This is a genomic window from Weissella ceti (assembly GCF_018394055.1).
Taxonomy (GTDB): Bacteria; Bacillota; Bacilli; order Lactobacillales; family Lactobacillaceae; genus Weissella; species Weissella ceti.
The window spans coordinates 936,786-954,661 of record NZ_CP074441.1 but is presented as its reverse complement, the minus strand read 5'-3'; the positions used below and the strand labels follow the sequence as shown (position 1 = coordinate 954,661).

General features: G+C 41.3%; 26 protein-coding genes. All 26 read left to right on the top strand.

Going from position 1 to position 17,876, the window contains the following annotated elements; all coding sequences use genetic code 11:
• The first annotated feature begins 1 nt into the window (after position 1).
• The 26 genes from KHQ31_RS04945 (at position 2) to KHQ31_RS04820 (ending at position 17,841) form a co-directional block, all read left to right on the top strand.
• Positions 2-577 carry a DUF669 domain-containing protein gene (locus tag KHQ31_RS04945; protein WP_213408407.1) on the top strand — a complete coding sequence of 192 codons (576 nt, stop codon included), beginning with the start codon at positions 2-4 and terminating at the stop codon, positions 575-577.
• A 7-nt stretch (positions 578-584) separates the two neighbouring features.
• Entirely contained in the window at positions 585-1,466 is an 882-nt protein-coding gene (locus tag KHQ31_RS04940; protein ID WP_213408405.1) for a hypothetical protein, read from the top strand.
• A gap of 10 nt (positions 1,467-1,476) precedes the next feature.
• Positions 1,477-2,886, top strand: coding sequence for a DUF5906 domain-containing protein (locus tag KHQ31_RS04935; RefSeq protein WP_213408404.1), 1,410 nt, complete (start codon positions 1,477-1,479; stop codon positions 2,884-2,886).
• A 251-nt stretch (positions 2,887-3,137) separates the two neighbouring features.
• Positions 3,138-3,530 carry a RusA family crossover junction endodeoxyribonuclease gene (locus KHQ31_RS04930; protein ID WP_213408403.1) on the top strand — a complete coding sequence of 131 codons (393 nt, stop codon included), beginning with the start codon at positions 3,138-3,140 and terminating at the stop codon, positions 3,528-3,530.
• Positions 3,531-3,538: 8 nt separating this feature from the next.
• On the top strand, positions 3,539-4,093 hold the full coding sequence (locus KHQ31_RS04925) for a DUF3310 domain-containing protein (RefSeq protein ID WP_213408401.1): 555 nt from the start codon (positions 3,539-3,541) through the stop codon (positions 4,091-4,093).
• Positions 4,080-4,322: a hypothetical protein gene (locus KHQ31_RS04920; protein WP_213408400.1), complete on the top strand. Its 243-nt coding sequence runs from the start codon at positions 4,080-4,082 to the stop codon at positions 4,320-4,322. Before KHQ31_RS04925 ends, KHQ31_RS04920 begins: the two co-directional genes overlap by 14 nt.
• A gap of 1 nt (position 4,323) precedes the next feature.
• A complete protein-coding gene (locus KHQ31_RS04915; protein WP_213408399.1) occupies positions 4,324-4,746 on the top strand; it encodes a hypothetical protein in 423 nt (140 codons plus the stop codon).
• A complete protein-coding gene (locus tag KHQ31_RS04910; RefSeq protein WP_213408397.1) occupies positions 4,746-5,096 on the top strand; it encodes a YopX family protein in 351 nt (116 codons plus the stop codon). The genes KHQ31_RS04915 and KHQ31_RS04910 overlap by 1 nt, the downstream gene beginning before the upstream one ends.
• Positions 5,086-5,268, top strand: coding sequence for a hypothetical protein (locus tag KHQ31_RS04905; protein WP_213408395.1), 183 nt, complete (start codon positions 5,086-5,088; stop codon positions 5,266-5,268). Before KHQ31_RS04910 ends, KHQ31_RS04905 begins: the two co-directional genes overlap by 11 nt.
• Positions 5,265-5,513, top strand: a complete 249-nt coding sequence (locus KHQ31_RS04900) for a hypothetical protein (protein WP_213408393.1) — start codon at positions 5,265-5,267, stop codon at positions 5,511-5,513. The genes KHQ31_RS04905 and KHQ31_RS04900 overlap by 4 nt, the downstream gene beginning before the upstream one ends.
• Before the next feature lie 163 nt (positions 5,514-5,676).
• Positions 5,677-6,081 carry an RNA polymerase subunit sigma-70 gene (locus KHQ31_RS04895; RefSeq protein ID WP_213408391.1) on the top strand — a complete coding sequence of 135 codons (405 nt, stop codon included), beginning with the start codon at positions 5,677-5,679 and terminating at the stop codon, positions 6,079-6,081.
• Between the two features lie 395 nt (positions 6,082-6,476).
• On the top strand, positions 6,477-6,662 hold the full coding sequence (locus KHQ31_RS04890) for an XRE family transcriptional regulator (RefSeq protein WP_213408380.1): 186 nt from the start codon (positions 6,477-6,479) through the stop codon (positions 6,660-6,662).
• 379 nt (positions 6,663-7,041) lie between these two features.
• Positions 7,042-7,446 (top strand): HNH endonuclease, encoded by a 405-nt coding sequence (locus KHQ31_RS04885; RefSeq protein WP_319606725.1) that lies wholly within the window; start codon positions 7,042-7,044, stop codon positions 7,444-7,446.
• Positions 7,447-7,571: 125 nt separating this feature from the next.
• Positions 7,572-7,898, top strand: coding sequence for a P27 family phage terminase small subunit (locus KHQ31_RS04880; protein ID WP_213408376.1), 327 nt, complete (start codon positions 7,572-7,574; stop codon positions 7,896-7,898).
• Complete coding sequence (locus KHQ31_RS04875) at positions 7,895-9,583, top strand: terminase TerL endonuclease subunit (protein ID WP_213408374.1); 1,689 nt, start codon at positions 7,895-7,897, stop codon at positions 9,581-9,583. The genes KHQ31_RS04880 and KHQ31_RS04875 overlap by 4 nt, the downstream gene beginning before the upstream one ends.
• On the top strand, positions 9,583-10,680 hold the full coding sequence (locus KHQ31_RS04870) for a phage portal protein (protein ID WP_213408372.1): 1,098 nt from the start codon (positions 9,583-9,585) through the stop codon (positions 10,678-10,680). The genes KHQ31_RS04875 and KHQ31_RS04870 overlap by 1 nt, the downstream gene beginning before the upstream one ends.
• Positions 10,677-11,432, top strand: coding sequence for a head maturation protease, ClpP-related (locus KHQ31_RS04865; RefSeq protein WP_213408370.1), 756 nt, complete (start codon positions 10,677-10,679; stop codon positions 11,430-11,432). Before KHQ31_RS04870 ends, KHQ31_RS04865 begins: the two co-directional genes overlap by 4 nt.
• 23 nt (positions 11,433-11,455) lie before the next feature.
• On the top strand, positions 11,456-12,526 hold the full coding sequence (locus KHQ31_RS04860; RefSeq protein ID WP_213408368.1) for a phage major capsid protein: 1,071 nt from the start codon (positions 11,456-11,458) through the stop codon (positions 12,524-12,526).
• Between the two features lie 18 nt (positions 12,527-12,544).
• On the top strand, positions 12,545-12,859 hold the full coding sequence (locus KHQ31_RS04855; RefSeq protein WP_213408366.1) for a head-tail connector protein: 315 nt from the start codon (positions 12,545-12,547) through the stop codon (positions 12,857-12,859).
• Positions 12,837-13,253, top strand: coding sequence for a hypothetical protein (locus tag KHQ31_RS04850; RefSeq protein ID WP_213408364.1), 417 nt, complete (start codon positions 12,837-12,839; stop codon positions 13,251-13,253). The genes KHQ31_RS04855 and KHQ31_RS04850 overlap by 23 nt, the downstream gene beginning before the upstream one ends.
• Positions 13,243-13,674 carry a hypothetical protein gene (locus tag KHQ31_RS04845; RefSeq protein WP_213408363.1) on the top strand — a complete coding sequence of 144 codons (432 nt, stop codon included), beginning with the start codon at positions 13,243-13,245 and terminating at the stop codon, positions 13,672-13,674. Before KHQ31_RS04850 ends, KHQ31_RS04845 begins: the two co-directional genes overlap by 11 nt.
• A gap of 44 nt (positions 13,675-13,718) precedes the next feature.
• Positions 13,719-14,042, top strand: a complete 324-nt coding sequence (locus tag KHQ31_RS04840) for a hypothetical protein (RefSeq protein WP_213408361.1) — start codon at positions 13,719-13,721, stop codon at positions 14,040-14,042.
• Between the two features lie 3 nt (positions 14,043-14,045).
• On the top strand, positions 14,046-14,687 hold the full coding sequence (locus KHQ31_RS04835) for a major tail protein (protein ID WP_213408359.1): 642 nt from the start codon (positions 14,046-14,048) through the stop codon (positions 14,685-14,687).
• Between the two features lie 76 nt (positions 14,688-14,763).
• Positions 14,764-15,165 carry a phage tail assembly chaperone G gene (gene gpG / locus KHQ31_RS04830; RefSeq protein WP_213408356.1) on the top strand — a complete coding sequence of 134 codons (402 nt, stop codon included), beginning with the start codon at positions 14,764-14,766 and terminating at the stop codon, positions 15,163-15,165.
• A gap of 41 nt (positions 15,166-15,206) precedes the next feature.
• Positions 15,207-15,392: a hypothetical protein gene (locus KHQ31_RS04825; protein ID WP_213408354.1), complete on the top strand. Its 186-nt coding sequence runs from the start codon at positions 15,207-15,209 to the stop codon at positions 15,390-15,392.
• Positions 15,393-15,408: 16 nt separating this feature from the next.
• Positions 15,409-17,841: a phage tail tape measure protein gene (locus tag KHQ31_RS04820; RefSeq protein WP_213408352.1), complete on the top strand. Its 2,433-nt coding sequence runs from the start codon at positions 15,409-15,411 to the stop codon at positions 17,839-17,841.
• Positions 17,842-17,876 lie beyond the last annotated feature (35 nt).

The window sequence follows — 17,876 nt, the reverse complement described above, 5'->3', positions numbered from 1 at the left end:
CATGGCATTCACATTCAACCCAGCAGACATTAAGTTTTCAGGAGCAACAACACTAGAATTTGGTGGCGTCTATAACGTAACTATTGAAGAAGCAAAGGCAACAGGTAAGGCTAAGAACGGAGCTGACAAGATGTCTGTTAAGTTCGTAGTTGAAGACGGACAATACAAGGGAGCGGTTATCAATCACTTCTTCATGGACGATTCAGAAGTTACGACATATCAACCATTCCGTTACCGTGAAATTGGAGCGCTTATCGCTGCGACGAACGTCATTCAAGCTGGCCAAGCTGCGGATGTTAATTCAATCGCTCCTGCGTTGGTAGGTAAGAAGGTTTCAGTATCTGTTAACCAATTTGAAATGTCAGAAAGCACTGACAATCAAACTGGAAAGAAGACAACGTACTACAACCCACGCATCAATGACATTCAAACATGGCAACCGAACGGAACGCAAATTGACCAATCTATTGTGAACCCAAAGAACAACAACCAAACCCAAGCGCCGCAAAATGCATTTGGAAACGGTGCGCCACTCCCTCCAGAACCACAAGCTGATGCGTTTGGTGGGGGATTCTAATTAAATTATGATGTACGCATTCATGAAGTCGGGTGTGTACGGCGACTATGACTTCGTAGACGAACTAGACGTTATCGAATACGTGGAGAGTTTGCCGTTAAAACACGAACCCGTTACAGATATTGATAGTTTCAAAAAGAATTCAGCTCAATATTTCACGCCTAGCGATTTGAAAGAAGGGTTAGCTCGCAATCGAGCGAACATCGCCAATGTTCATGGTCTAACTTTCGATTTAGATCGAGTGCCTGATTACAACGAATTAGTACATGATTTCTTGGCGGTGTTAACCACTAGCCAAATTGAAATGTACTTGTGGAAAACGCCAAGTGCAATTTATAGCGGTAATGCCCACGAAAATGGAGCGCGTCTATTTATTCCACTGGGCGAACCTATCCATCCCGAACACTTAAACGATGCTATCTCAGAAGTATTTCTTAATCTGAACAAGGCTGGTCTCAATATGCTGAACTACGGATACGATGTTGAAGCATCTAAGACAGTAGGACGGCTTATGGGATTGCCATTGCAACAAGAAGATACGATTGTTCCATGGGATATGCCGGAACGTAAACGGTACAAGATACAAGCTAAATACGTACCTAAACCTAAGAATGTTTTTGGCAGTGGTGGGTTCGGTGGTTTCGCAGAAGAACCTAACGTAGATAATCTAACTTCGTTTATCACAAGCTACACACAGAAGCATGGCATAACGTTTTTAAAGGGCGAACGGGACAATAACCTTACAAGAGTACTAGGAGCGCTTAAAACGGCTTTTAACGGTATTAACGAAAGTGATTTACTTGATGCGTTTGAAAATAGTGGCATTTCTTCTCAACTGGATAACCCTGTGCAAGACATTACAAGAAAAACGAAGCGCCTTTTGGGCTAGAAGGGGAATTATGGCAAATGATTTAAAACTAACCTCGGTCGATAGATTCAACACACTTCAAATTCCATTTAGTGATTATGAAGAATTAAATAACCCAATGATGAATACGGAATTTATTGGAGATTACAACTGGCTAGAAATTCGAGTGTCGAAAGAAGGTAACTACAAGTATGTAATTAGTTCCGTTGTTGATTTTTCAGAGTGGTTAATCGCAACTGACAATATGGCCGTTAAAGAAGATTGGGGCTATATATGGAATGGTTCGTTTTGGGACAGAGTACCAGTTAAGCAAGTCTATAACATGGTCGATGTTGCTATTACGTTCTTGTGCGATCGGTTACGTATTACCACAAACAAGAAACGCGAGTTGCAACGAGACATCAAACCGTACTTGATTGAAAAATCACGAAACTTTGACGACAGCATCAAAGATAATTACATCGGATTTAAAGGGTGGACATTGAATGTCACGACAAATGTCTTCTTCAATCCGGTGAAAGAAAAGTACGTAATTCATGGTTTTGACTTTGCGCCAGATCCAAACAAAGTGCCTGAAACATGGGTGGCATATGCCGAATACATGTTCGGAGAAAACGCTAAATTCTTGTGGGCGTGGCTAGGGTACGCTTTCCAGTCGAACATGAGTTGGAAACAAGGTGCATTATTCCTGCTAGACCCACTAGGTGGAACTGGTAAGACGTATTTCGTAACGAAGGTAACTCAAGCTATGTTTGGTGCTGAAAGAGTGGGTGCATTTAAGTTAAAGAATTTACAAGGGAACAACGCTCGTTTTGAAACTGCTCGATTCGTCGGTAAGTCGTTAATGGTCGATGATGATGCTAGTCGCGTTCGATTTAAGGAAGACGATACGTTTAAGTCAATCACTGGTGGCGGATTATCTCCAGTTGAACGAAAAGGGATTGACGGTACAGACTATCGCATCACTGCAAAGATGATTGTCAACGTTAATGAAATGCCTGTGTTTAATGACAGCGGAGCGATTAAGCGTCGTCTGCACATCATCAAGACAGTCGCACCAGTTGCCACAGCTAGCGAGCGAAATAAGCGTGACCAAATGTTCCCAGAAGATAAGTTGGCACATGAAATTCCGATGTTGGCCACGTATGCTATCGAGCAATATCAAGAAGCCGTGAAGAATGATTGGCAGATTGAAGACAATATCGTTGATGACATTGTGGCGCTTGATCCGTTCACGCAATGGGCGCAAATTCTTTCGCATCCGAATTATCACGGCGAGCGAAAGGCTAGCGATTTGTATGGCAACTATTGTGATTTTTACGAACAGTTGAATTTGGGTGAGAACGAACGACCAATGAGTAAACAAGCGTTTGGGAAGAAGATGGCGGAAAGATACACTCGTGTCGCAAAACGCGATGGAAAATATTACGAAATTAAGTAGCGTGACGGTTGTGACGATGTGTGTTTCAAATGGCGTGACGGTTTAAAGGGCTGGTATAAGTGCGAGGTTACGACTGTTACTCTTTTTATTTCTTTTTTACTTAATAAATTAAAAAGATAAAAAAATAATATATATAAGAATAGACACCCCTTAAATCGACATTTCCGTCACAACCGTTGGTATGACTGGGATAGAACCGTAACGCATTACTGAAACGTCCCGAAACAACCGTCACACAAAAAGGAGCAAGAATGAGTGTAAAAATCTTTGAAGCGTTGATTGAGCTTCAAAATGATTTCGGTAGCGGTAATGATTTGCAGCACAACACAAGAACTAACGTTGTATATCGTGGCAAGAAATACCATGACTACAAAGATGAACTAATTGAAGCCTTGTATGAGTTAAATGACAAATTCAAGGTTGAGATGGAACCAGAAGATGAATTGGCAGTTAGCTTGGTGTTTTACCAGACGAACGTCAATCAGTTAAAGCGGTCAACGAAAGATTTAGACAACATGATTAAGCCTACGTTAGATGCAATGCAAGAAGCGTTAGGTTTTGATGATGCACAAATCACTAAGTTGACTGGGCAGAAGATGACACACTTCACACGCAGTTTGCGAATTGAAATATGGAAAGCGTAGGAGGAAAAATGGATAAATTAGATATTGCCGTCCAGTGGAATGGTGAAGATGAACACGTTGAGACAGAAGGCGGATGGGTAGTATGGAGTACGGAAGATGGTGTGGTAGGATATTTGACCGATAATCAAGTCGCATACGAAACGCAGCTATCTAATGGAAACACTATGGTATTACGTGGCGTTGTATTAGGCGAATCTGAAAAAGTTAAATCTATTGATTCAGTAGATTTTGAATCATTCGAATCAATTGCGGATTATCCAGAAGAATTTATTGCTTGGATTGAAAGTATTGCCAATATCAAGCCTGTGTTCAAACCTGAAACTGTTGAAGATAACTATGATCCTGTGACTAAGCCGGCCGGTTATCAATTAGATAGCGGTAAGGAACTAAAAGATGTATACCCAGATTTATTCGGTAAAGAAGCGACTATCGCTGGATATAAGCAAGCGACGGTTAAATACTTGATGCGATACCGAGATAAGAATGGTGAACAAGATTTGAACAAGGCCATTCAATACATTGGGCTTATTAAGGAATTGGAGTATGGGAATGAATTTAATTAAGTCTTTTATTTTAGTAACTGTTCAGTTTGCATTAGTTTGGTTTGTTCTAACTGGATTCGTTGAGACTGCTAGTAATATTGCGATTCGTGTAGTAGAAGAGGGTATTCCGCACGGATTTGTAGAGAGTGTGCCTGTTGCATTTGGATTGATGAACATGATTGCATGCGTTTATTTAAGTTATGTAGTGATCACTCTGCCAAGTTGGCTAAGGAAGATGTGGGGTAAATAAAATGACAATTGGAAAAGTGAAGTATGCGCCACAAGAAGTGATTAATGAGTTGGACTTGTGGAATAAATCCCCAGATTCAATTATTGATTTACTAGAAGACATCGAATGTGAAATGTACGACTTCACAAGTAATACGTCTAATTATGTGTACTCACCAGAAAACACCTATCCTGAGATATGCAAACGCGAATTAGCAATCGTCAACCACGTATTTGGCGACGAACGCCTACAAAAACGTGAGCCACGTTGGTATGTAGTTTCTGATGATAAGGACGGAGAATGCGTTGTCTATTTCAAAACAGATTTAAATATTATCGACTTCATTCACTACGGGGCTGTGATTCCTTACGAGAGAGGAATGTCTAAACAATTAGCTGATGCAATCGTTGCAGAAGTTGGCGGAGAAAAAGTGGAGGTTAAGTGATGACTAAACGAGAGATTAAGTTCCGTCAATGGAGCGAACGCAACAAAGAAATGACATCATGGGACGATTTGAAAAAACGCAACATCTGGCTATCTGCCCTGGAATATGAAACGTTGATAACGGAACAATACACAGGACTGAAAGATGCCAATGGTGTTGAAGTTTACGAAGGGGATATCCTTTGGGATCCTCATTACGAAGTGTACGGGGTAGTTTCTTTTGAAGAAGATTCATTTCGTTACACCGACGGTAACGTTAGTGAGTTGCTTGGAGAAGTTAATTACAAAATGGAAGTTCATGGAAATGTAAATCAGAACCCAGAATTGTTAGGAGACTTACATGCCAAATAACCGACACAGGCGAGTAGCACGATTGCGTACGCCAGAAGAACGAGAACGATATGTGCTAAATCAGATGAGCGACATTTTAGGCGAAGAAGTAAACACCGTTGAAGAAGCACAAAATGTCGTTGATTCATGGTTTTCAGAGATTGTTAACAAAGTAAAGGAAGTGTTTCGGTGACAGATAAGTACATCGTCCGTTTGAAAGGGACGAAAGACGGTAAGATGGAGCGTGTTATTTATGCACGAAGTAAGTACGACTTAATCGACCCGCTACCATACGCCAAGTGGAAGCTTTTAGGGCGTGATAAGCAAGTGTATATGGGGTATAATAAAAATCGAGCTGATGAGCTGGCTGAGTTCCTGAATGAACACGGGGACGGCAGATTAGAAAATTGTGTTGCAAGCGTGCGACCGGTTAAATAAACAACGAAATAAAAGACGTCAATCGATACGAAATCGGGTTGGCGTCTTTTTGCGTCTTAAATGACGTTCTAAGCGTTTTTGTATGTTTATAAGGTATTTATATGTAATTGTGTTTAAAATCTCTTGTGCGTTAACTATGTGAGTTTTAGGGGGTGTTGAGTGTATGGCTTTGTTACCAGAACTAGATAAGCGTAAAACAGTGGATAACGTCCGCTATCTCTTTGAAAAGGAATTGCCGAGATTAGAAAACATGGCCCGTGTATCTCTTGGGTCTCCAACTATTTCAGATATGCCAACGGGACGACCTGATGGGAACGGAAACGATCAAAAATATACTGACGCTATTTGGGCTAGGAATATTATCACTAATATCAAGGCAGCGTGCGAATACATGCCTGAACCTTATCGAACAATGTTGAAGTTACGGTACTTCCATAAGTTGACTTGGGTAGAAATTGAAGAACGCATGTATATCGGTGAACGTGTAGGGCAGAAACGCATTGAACGCGCCTTTATGTACTTTGCGGAGTCGTTTTATGAGACTGACGATTTGCGTGTGAATAAATAAAATAACCGTGAGTTACCGACTAAATAAAGTTGATAATTCACGGTTTTTCTTATGTAAAAGTGTTGACTGCCGTACGTTTGTGCGGTATACTTAATATATAAGTTAAGGGAGGAGGAAAGAGATGCAAGATGTTTTGGTTTCGGTAAGCGTTGTAGCTGGTGTGATTTACACATTGACCAAGGCACGTAAAGTGTATTGGGAAACAGAACAAATTAAACGTGAAATCGAAAAAGATGAATAAGCCTTCGGGCTTTTTCGTGCATCTCTTGTAACTAACAACATGAATTTATATATGATTTTAGGAAGTGCATTGGGTCTATCGTTGTTGATTCTGATCGCAATGTATCTACGTAAGTTTTATTGGGCGAGCCGTTTACAAAAGAAGAGGTCAAACAATGGACATGAGAAGTAAAATACAATGGGTGTTAGATAGTGATATGTCTGCGTATTACATCATGAAAGAAACAGGCGTCAGTGATAGTAAAATCAGTCGATTGAGAAACGGTAAGAACACAATTGATAAGATGTCTTTTGGTATGGCTGAAAAGTTAGCCGAATTATGCGACAAAGAGAATCAATAGAAAGCACTCGATTAATTTCGGGTGCTTTTTTTCTTTGCTCAAAACGTTCGGGTAGTGTTCGTCAAACGTTCGTCCGTAAGGCGGGGTAAACGGGTTATTATGTTATTGTTCGATAATTAGGTAAATCAATATCAATGTTTATTTCGCACATCAATTTTTTAGAAACGGAAATACATCTGTGAGTTTTGGCTAATTGAACTAATTTTATTCGATGTTGGTAGAGTTCTGTTGGATCTGTGTTCGCATGGAAGAAAACTCAGAGGTGTAGACATGATAGAATGGCTAATCGCTATTGGAGTAGTTAGTCTATTTATTATTTTCGTATTTGGTATTTTCTATAAATGGATTAGCAAAAGATAAGAGAACGGAGTAACCAGGAATGGTTGCTCTTTTTTTGTGGCCAAAAAATAGAGACACAAATAAACATATGTGTTCAAGAGAGGCGATAGAGATGAGTAGTGATGTACCTAAGACGTTCTATGACAAGGCAGATAGAGTTCGTTTCTATCGTAGCAAGCGGTGGAGACAACTACGCAACTGGGTAGTCGAGCGTGACCACCACGAGTGTTTGAGTTGTAGAGCCGAGGGTGTTATTACAACTGATCGCACTCCTGATGTTGTGATTGAAGTTGACCACATACTATCTATTATAGATAGACCTGACCTAGTGTTAGATGCGGACAACCTGCAATCGCTGTGTCGCATGTGCCACAACGCTAAGCACGACAAGTACCGCGTGATGCTCAAGTCTAGAACTAAGGCTGGCGACGAGTGGTTTGGTTGAGTTGGAAATAAGAAAATAAAATATACCCCCCGTCGAAAAAAATCAGCAAAATACGAACGTTGAGAACCGGGGGGAGAGGGTCGATTCTATGAAAAAGACCTATTTTTACAGAAAGGGGGGAGGGTATGCAAAAAAAGACCAGAATCCAAGTGGAAACTAGCCTTTTTGAGTGCATTTCTGCTGTTAGGACAATTACAGCATACGAAGAAGATTTAATCAAGCGGTATAGCCAGTTTTGGGACGACTTGAGTGAGTTGGATAAGGACATTAAAGCTAATGGTGTGATGATTGATGTCGTAGGTGGTAAGGAAATTTATCATAAAGTGAATCCAGCTGTAACTGAAAAGCAAAAGATTAATACGGCTATGAATGCCATCTTAAAAACACTCGGATTAGATGCCAAATCATTGTTAGAAGCTAACAATCCTGAAAGTGGTGAGGGACTATTATGATTAGACATAAATATGTAGAAGATTACATAAACTCTTACCAAAATGGGTCTATAAAGTTGAATAAGCGGCGAGTTAAGTTATTGGATGTTTTAGTGAAGGAGGTTTTAATTCGTGATGATTTATATTTTGATGACAAGCGAATTGAGGCTTTAAATGACTTTTCCGAGAAATACTTCTTTCCACATACTGACTTTCAAAAATTTTGTAATGCATTAATTTTCTTATATCGAAAAGATACAAATGAGCCATTTTTCGACCGCATACTTTTAGTGTTGGGCCGGGGTGCAGGAAAGAATGGTTGGACTTCTACTTTATCAGCATTTTTGATTTCAGAACTAAATGGTATACGTAACTATAACGTTGGAATTGTTGCGAATTCACTAAATCAAGCTACGACTTCTGTTGATGAAATTTACCAGGCAGTTGATGATAACGTGAAATTAAAACAGTCGTTTGACCATCTAAAACAGAAGATAACTAGCAAAAAAATGCACGGTATTATTACACCTCGCACATCTAATGCCAAAACAAAAGACGGGGCCCGTGATAGCTTAGTTGTGTTTGATGAAATTCACGCTTACGAAACTGATGCAATTGTTAATGTCTTTGAATCTGGACTTGGTAAGGTCGCTGAGTCTCGTTCCTTGATGATTGGTTCGATGGGATATGTCCGTGGTGGATTTATGGATAAGCAGTTAGATTTAGCTGATAAGGTCCTAAACGGAGACGAAACACCAGACACGTTACTCCCTATTATTGCGCAACTAGATGATGAAGCGCAGGTTGATGATCCGGAGATGTGGGAGTTGGCTAATCCAATGTTGGTTAAGCCATTATCAAATTATGGTGCGCGTCTGTTTGAAAAGATTAAAAAGCAACATAAGAGCATGACTGAAGATGATAGTAAGCGTGCTGAATTTTTAACCAAGCGTATGAACTTGCCGGCCACTGATACAACCAAGAATGTGGCTAGCAAAGAAGAAATTACCGCCACTAATCAGGAAGTTGATGTACCACCTGGAAGTATGGCGATAGGTGCGGTTGACTTTTCAAGTGTACGTGATTTCACTGCTGTTGGATTGCTATTCAAAGTTGACGGAAAGTACGTCTGGAAAACACACTCGTTCGCAACTAAAGATTTCGTTGAAAAACACATGGGATACAATATACCAGCTGATGATATAAAAGGTAGCCGTGTATTTGCCCCGCTAAAAGAATGGGAGAGTAAGGGAGATTTAACAGTGCTTGAAACGCCAACAATTGACGCCAGCGTGGTAGTTGATTGGTTTGATGCAAGACGTGATACGTACAACATTGACAGAATCGTCTTAGATACCTTTCGGGCTGACTATTTACGTCAGTCTTTTTTTGTGGCCGGATATGACAATTTTGATGTTATTCGTAGTTCTAAGTCGGTGTCTGCATTGTTGGCACCACGTATTGAAGCGGGTTTTGCTAACAAAGAGTTCGCGTGGGGGGATGTCCCTATCATGCGTTGGTACACATGGAATGTGCTGGTTCATACAACGTCAGAAGGTAGACACGAATATCTGAAACGTGAAGAGCGTAGGCGCAAGACTGATGGATTTATGGCGTTCGTTTTCGCTATGTACCGAGCTGATGAGTTAGAGGAAGCGGTCGATATGGACGCGGCTTTCAATACATTTATGGAGGTGGATTTTTAATGGGTTGGTTTACGAACCTTGTGTTAAAAGGCAACAGTCGGGACCCGTCATCAGACGATTTTGTTATCCAAGAGTTTTTCAAGGGAGTTAGATCATCATTGAGCGACTATGGGATGACGATTGTGGCTAATTATATTTCACGTTCTTTTATGAATTTAAAAGTCGATGTGGATAAAAAGGCTGTATTTAAGAAGTTGAATACAGCACCAAATAAGAATCAGAATGCGTCTGAATTTTGGCGTGACGTGGTATACAAACTGGTCACTGATAATGAAGTGCTAGTCGTGTTGAACGATAGCAAAGATTTGCTAATTGCTGATAGTTTCGCAGTTGAACCGTCAACGAATTACGGAAATAAGTACAAGTATGTACAAGTGAATGAGTATTCGTTTAAGCGGACGTTTAATCACGATGAAGTCTGGTATATGACACTTTCAACGGAAGAGTGGCAACGCAATTTTAATAATTTCAATCGTGAATTAGACACCTTGTACGAATACATTATGGGGAATGCTAAGCGAAAAAACCAATTGCGCGCATTACTTAAAGTTGAAGGTAACAACAATTTTGCGAAAAAGGAAGAAGATGAATCTGTTGTCATGTCTCGAATGATTGCAAAAATCAAGAAGAGTATTGAGACAAACGAAGTGGCGATTGTTCCGCAATTGAAAGGTTTGTCATACGAAGAGCAGAATTTCAAGTCTGGTGTCAATCAGTCGTTTGGTTCTGATGAGCTAGCTAAGTTGAAGAAAATGGTTGTACTAGATGCAGCAAGTATTCTAGGGATCCCTGTGGCTCTGCTATATGGGGAGCAAGCTGATAATTCAGGGGCTTTAGCTACTTACCGCCAAAACGTTATCAGGCCTATCCAAACGCTGTTGCAAAGCGAAGTAGAACAGAAGCTAGAGTTGGCTATTAAGATGTCGTTCCGACACGACCAATCTATTTTCGAAAGCGCAGAACAAATTGATAAGTTGATTTCGTCCGGTGTACTTACTCGAAATATGGCAGCTGATTACTTTGATTTGCCACCAGTGGAAGGTGGAGATGAGTTCGTTTTGACGAAGAATTATGAAAAGAAAGGAGAGATTGAATGATTGAGATTGTAGGACAAATCGTCAGCGATGACGTGGCTAAAGCTATGCGCCAAGAAGATTTGCTAGTGACTTCCCCTGCTGATATCAAGAAAGCCTTGGCGAGTGAAAAGGCTGACACCGTTGATGTCAATATCAATTCAGGGGGTGGCGATGTATTCGCTGGTAGTGAGATTTATTCATTGCTGCGTGCGTCTGATAAGACCGTGCGTGTCAATGTTATGAGTTTGGCAGGGAGCGCAGCATCTGTTATCGCAATGGCTGGAGATAAGGTGTTAATCAGCCCAACTGGGTGCATTATGATTCACAATTCGTTCATGGAAGATGGTAGTGATGACCCAGCGTTGTTGACTATCAATGAAAACATGATTAATGCATATACGCTTAAATCAAAGACGTCACGGGCTGATGTTAAAAAGATGATGGAAGCAGAAACGTGGTTGACTGCGGGTCAAGCGATTAAATTAGGTTTCGCTGACGATTTGATGTTTGATGAAAAAGACAAGGTAAAAATGGTTGCCCAAGCAAAGGAGATTGTAATGGATAACGAAGAAAAGAAGCCGGTTGAAAATACTTCCGAAAGTATGTTGAAGGAAATTTTGGACGCTGTTAATTCAATTAAGAAGACAGTTGAAAAGGACGGCAAGGATACCGATGAGAAGGTTGACGAAAAGCCAGAAGACACTGAAACACCAGCAACAGAAGCTAATACTGATGCTGTTGTGAATGCAATTATTACTAAGATGTTTGGTTAATTAAAAAAGGAGAATTATATATTATGGCTATGGAATTGGAACAAACAGCACAAGCTAAGTTCAAAACAAAGATGAAGAGCATGGTAGATGATATGGTAATGGACGCACAAGCTGGTAAGTCAGCTGGTGTAGCGATGTCAGCAGCCGAACATAAGTTCTTTGCTAATGTAAATACAGAAGTGGGGACAAAGGACCCCAAGACCTTGCCAGAAGACACTATTAACGAAGTGTTTAACGCATTGTCTCAAGAACACCCATTCCTTGCTTCTTTGAACATGCAACACACTGGTTTGCGCTTGAAGGTCATTAAGGCTGAAACATCAGGCCAAGCTGTATGGGGAGACATTTACGGGGACATCAAGGGTCAACTAGATGTTGAATTCGTAACTGAAGACGCAATGCACAACAAGTTGACTTCATTCGTAGCTATCCCTAAGGACGCTAAGGACTTCGGCCCTGAATGGTTGAAGAAGTTTATCGTTGATCAAATTGTTGAAGCTATGGCAACTGCATTGGAAGAAGCATTTGTATCTGGAGACGGGTCAACTATGCCAATCGGTCTAGACCGTGACTTGAACAAGGGTAAGATTGTTGACAAGAAGACTGTTTACGAGAAGAAGGTAGTTTCAGGGACTTTGGATTTTGCTGATACAGCGAATGTTGTTGAACAAGTCGCACAAATCGCACAAGATTTGTCAGTTGCTGAAAACGGTAAGATTTTGAAGACTGACGGCTTTGTATACTTCGCTGTTTCACCAGCTGAATACGTATTGTTGCGTGGTAAGTTCACTGTGCAAAACGCTTCTGGTGTATACGTGGAAAATTACCCAATGGGTATGAAGTTGTTACCTGCACAAGGTGTTAAGCAAGGGGAAGCTATTGCATACATCCCATCTCGTTACGATGCCGCTATCGGCGGTGGATTGAACGTGTCTGCATTCGACCAAACTTTGGCAATGGAAGACATGGATCTACACGTCGCTAAGCAATACGCTTACGGTAAGGCTGTTGACAACAACGCTTCTCGTGTTTATGCAATCAAGGTACCAACTGGCTTGGAAGAAAAGAAGACAGACAAGACTGTTACTAAGTAGTCGAAAAGGAGGCGGGCAATGGATTACAAACCATTAAGTGGAGATTTTACCGCTGAAAAGTTGCTCGATGCTTTGAAAGAATCGCTTAAACTTTTTCACGATGAAGAAGATGAGCGTTTAAAGGGTATTCTAGATGCGTCAGTGGAGTTGATTACTGATTTTACAGGCGTTTCAGACTTGAAGAATGCGACTTATCGGGAGTTGATTATCGCTCGTGCTATGTACGTGTTTAATGACCAGGGAGAATACTTTTTCGATAACTACCGAGCTGAAATCAATGATTTGGCGCTGAAGACGGGGGCTAAGAGTTATGTTGGACAAGCGGAAGCGTAAAAAGAACCAACGCTACCAAGCTAGCGAGATGAACGTGCCTTTTACAGTGTTCAAGAGTACTAATTCGGCCGATGATGGGCGAAAGCCTAGGTTTATGTTGTATCGCTTCTATAAGGGACTGGGGCTGGCATACAAGCCGTCTAACAAAGATATAGCTATCCTAGGACTAAAGCTTGAGAAGTCATCTCTAACGCTTGTTATTCCGCAATTAAATACAGCAGTCATTACCACGGATATGGTTGTCAAAATCAATGATATTCGTATTGGTGCTGTTGGTTATTTTGAAATTGACGAAGTTATTCATGATGTGTCTAATGGGCGACACACTAAGTTGCTTGTCCACAAGACTAAGCAACCAGTCGGGCTATATACCGAGGTGGATAATGGGAAATAGTGATTTCAGGGTGGAAGGCTTAGAGTCAATATTCAATAACATTGAGAAGAAGTTAGGGCGTCAAGCTGTGATTGATATTTCAAACGATTTCGCTAAGAAGGCTGGTAGAGCTGGTAAAGAAATCGTCAAGAATGTTGAGAGTGGTTATAAAGACACTGGTGCGACTGTCAAAGAAACAACTTACAAAATTAATCCTGGTGGTATAGGTGGTGTTACGTCCGTTTCAATCGGTTGGAAAGGGCCTAAGCAACGTGTGAAGTTAATACACTTGCAAGAATTCGGGTATACTCGCAAAACAAATGGCGGGTTACGGCGTGTTCGGCCGAACGGATATGGTAAGTTGAAGGGGACATTAGCACCAATTGGGACGACTGCTCGTCTGATTGCACGAAAGGCGGTGTTGAAATCTTTGAACAAATAGATATTTGGTCAATTATTAAATTGATCAATGACGACCAAGACATTATGGAGCTGACTGCTGGACAAAAGGCACGTATTCATCAAGTAGAAGATGTTGAGCCCATAGAATATGGAGCGAATATTATCCTGATCCCTGGCGATTATGGCAGTCCCGAAGAATGGGCCAGCAATAAGCCGACTAAGCGTCGTTTTGAAATCCAAGTGAATGTGGAAGCTGGAGATTTTGAAACGGCTGTGGAAGTGTCTGACAAGGTTGAACAATTATTACTAAACAAGGGCGTTCTCAGAATTGGGGACGCCTTTTCTGATGCAATCGATTATCTACAAGTTGTAGTACGTCGATACCGATTTATGAAAAAGGAGATTTAACTAATGGCACAATCATTCACTCCAAATAGTGGAGTTATGTACGGGTTCCAACGCTTGCATGCTTTTTTGCGAACTGAAACTGGCGAAGTTAAGAAGTTCGTTATCGAAGGACGTAAGGGAGAAGGTGGAACTCAAGAAATTAAGTTGACTGGACTTTCAAAGGACCCTGTCCGTATTCCAGCTTCTGACATTGTTTATTACCAAGATGCTCGCGGAACTGGTGAAGTATCTGCTGAATTGTCATTGCTTGACGTCCCAATGGAAGTTGAAGCCGAATGGCTAGGCCGTGAAATCACTGCTGATGGAAACATTATCATGGGTAAGGACACGAAGGCTCCACAAATGGCTATCGTTGCGGAAAGTCACATCGCCACTGGGGAACCTGTTTACATCGCATTGCTAAATGGTGTGATGACACGTTCAGAAGGCTTCGAAGCCAAGACACTTGATCCAGGGGAAGATTTCAAGCCAGAAGGCGCTAGTTACACATTCTCTGCTCAAAACTACGTCAAGTCAGGTTCTGAATTTGACGGAGCTGTTGTGGTTACACGTATCGGAGACGGTCCGGGTAAGGATAAGTTGTGGGAAGTTTTGGAAGGTAAGATTGCCGAACCTGAAAAGGTGGAAGTTGAGACATCTAAGTAGTTAGATGCAAGCCAGTATGCCTAAACTGCCGAATGGGTGGAACGCCCTGTACATATATTAAAAGGAGAAAAGATAGATGTTAGAAATTAAAATTCGCAACTTAGAAACAGGGAAAGACGAGTTGGTTACAAAGGACTTTATCTCATTGCGAGAAGTCATTAAGTGGTTGGAGTACGAAGAAAAGCTGGCATCTATCTTTGCTCAACAAGCAGAATGGGAATTATACGTTAAGCGGGCAAATGACGGAGACAATATGGACGATGTGCCAGTGCCTGAAGTTCCAGACATTCCTAGTTCTACTGAAATTTTCAAGGAACGTTTGCGAATGATTGCGGACTTGTTCAACGACAAGCGTGTAACAGTAGATGCGTTGCTTGAAGGTGCAAACGCAATGGACAAGATTATTCCGTACGTTCAAACATATGTCATGGATCAATATTCTAAAAATGATAAGCGTGAAGTGCCGGGAAAAGATTAAGTCCGTCTCAATCGCTTAAGCAAATTCGCAAGCAGATAAAGATGCTAAAAGAATTAGTGATTGCGATTGTGCGGAATTACGCTAATTTCACAATCAATGATGTGTATGCGACTGATGTGTCAATGTTGATGATGTTGCTAGACGATAAAAAGAAAGAAACGGAAGAAGAGCCAGTCAAACGTGTAGATTTCACGTCGATGTCAATGGCAGAACTACAACAAATGTAAAAGGGGGTCTACCACAATGGCGGATATGAGTTTAGGGAAAATGAAGATTACCGTTGGTTTAGATGGTAAGGGTGTCACCGATGGTGTTAGTAAATTAGAGCGTGATATTAAGGGTGGAGTTCGTAACTTTTCTTCATTTTCTGCTGCTGCACGCCGTGGTGGACAAGAGCTTGAAATTACCAAAGCGAAGATAGGTATGCTTGGTAGCTCAATTCAAAATATGGAGAAGATTACCAGTCAATATAATAAGGTTCTTAACGACAGTACTCAAATGAGTAAGCTGACTGGTAGTGAACAAGCTGCACTTCGCCAAGAGTATGATCAAAGCACTGTTAAATTAAATGCTTACAAGCAACAATTTGTGGATACCAGTCGTGAAATGGCAGAGATGCAAGTCAAAACACAAGGTTGGACTGGTGCACTTAATTCAGCTGGAGAAAAATTGACGACCGTTGGGAGTTCTCTAACTAAAAAAGTTACTTTACCAATGGGCGCAATTGGAGCGATGGCGCTTAAAGTTGGATTTGATTTTGAAGAAGGTATGAGTCGTGTTAAAGCTATCTCTGGTGCGACTGGAGCAGAGATGGAAAAGTTGGAAAAACAAGCCCGTCAACTCGGTAAGGATACAGCATTCAGCGCTCGTGAAACTGCACAGGGTATGGAAAATCTAGCCATGGCTGGTTTCAGCGTTAACGAAATTATGGCGGCCACACCAGGGCTTTTGGATTTAGCTGCCGTATCTGGTAAAGATATTGGTTTAGCGGCTGAAATTTCAGCTGGTACACTTCGTTCATTTGGTTTGGAAGCGGGAGAAGCTGGCCGTGTGGCTGACGTATTGGCTAAAACGGCAACTAGTGCAGCTACTGACACATCAGATTTGGGTGAAGCCATGAAGTATATTGCTCCAGTTGCTCATCAATTGGGGATGTCCGTAGAAGAAACAAGTGCAGCAATCGGAGTTATGGCCAACCATTCAATCAAGGGGTCACAGGCGGGTACGACAATGCGTATGGCCCTTACTCGAATGGCTAAGCCAACTGGAGAAGCACGTGATGCAATGGAAGAACTTGGCATTACATACTTCGATGCTCAAGGAAAGATGAAGCCGTTTAGTAACATTCTTAGTGACTTGAAAACAAGTATGGCTAAGATGTCAGATGAACAACGTGCAGCTACTTTGAAAACGTTATTTGGACAAACAGCATTGTCTGGAATGATGGCTTTGGTTGGGGAAGCACCAGGTGTCTATGATGATTTTACGGAAAGTCTGAATAATTCAGCTGGTGCGGCCGATGAAATGGCTCGAACGATGCAAGATAATGCTAATAATTCTATCGAACAAATGATGGGGTCATTGGAAGATGCTGGTATTGCTATTGCCCGAATTGTAACGCCAGCCTTTCGTGATATCGCTGGTTTCGTCGAAAAGTGTGCCGATGCATTTAGTGATTTAGATCCAGAAGCTCAAAAGATTATCGTCAAGTTAGGACTCCTAGCAATGGCGGCAGGACCTACTGCATTGGTTCTCGGTAAATTAACAACTAGTGCTGTGTCTATGCACGCTGCATTCAATGGTATGCAAGCCGCTAAGGGTGCTGCAACTGCTATTGGAATGGTAGGAACTAGCGCAACTAGTGCATCAGCTGGTATTGGTATGCTAGCTGGGGGTGCAACTAAGGCAGTAGCAGGAATTAGTTTGATGAACCCTGTTGTGCCAGGAACTGTAGGAGTAGTTGCAGCGCTAGGCGTGGCAATAGGTGGTGTAAAGTGGTTGGAAGGTCAAGCTCATGCAAAACGCTGGGGAGATGGTGTGAGTGAGAGTGCTGGTAAGGCATTAGATAGTGTTAAAAACACCCAGAGTGATATCAGCATATCTTTCGCTAAGACTACTGATGACGGTAAGCTTGCGTCTGAGGAAGTCGGTAAGGCATTCAGTGATATGAATGATGAAGTGCAAAAAAATATTACCGATGCCAACAAGAAGATAAGCGAAGGTTTTTCATTACTGCCTAAAGACTTGCAAGATTCTCTAAACAAGGCTAAAAAGGCTTTTGAAAATAAAAATAAAGATATTGCCGACGAGTCTAAAAAGATTAGCGAAACGATTAAAAATATCGAGCAACAATCAGGAAAAGAAACTCTTGAACAACAACAGTATATCCACCAATCTCGTTTAAGAATGAATGAGTTGAGTGTAAAAAGTTTGGGTCTTAACGCTGAACAAGAAAAAGAAGCCTTACGCAACCTTAATGCAAGCGTTACTGATATGACCTCTGAACAACGCCGAGAGAGCGTTAAGGGTCTAGCGGACTTAGCAAGTAAGACAGTTGAGTCTTACGATAAGCAACGCGCCACGGTTAAAGATTTTTATGACAAAGGTATGCTATCGTCTGACGAATATAAGGCTAGTATTAGTGAGTTAGATGATTTGCAGGATAAAGCAAATTAAAGTTCAATAGCCCGTGCATACGAGCTTATGAAAGC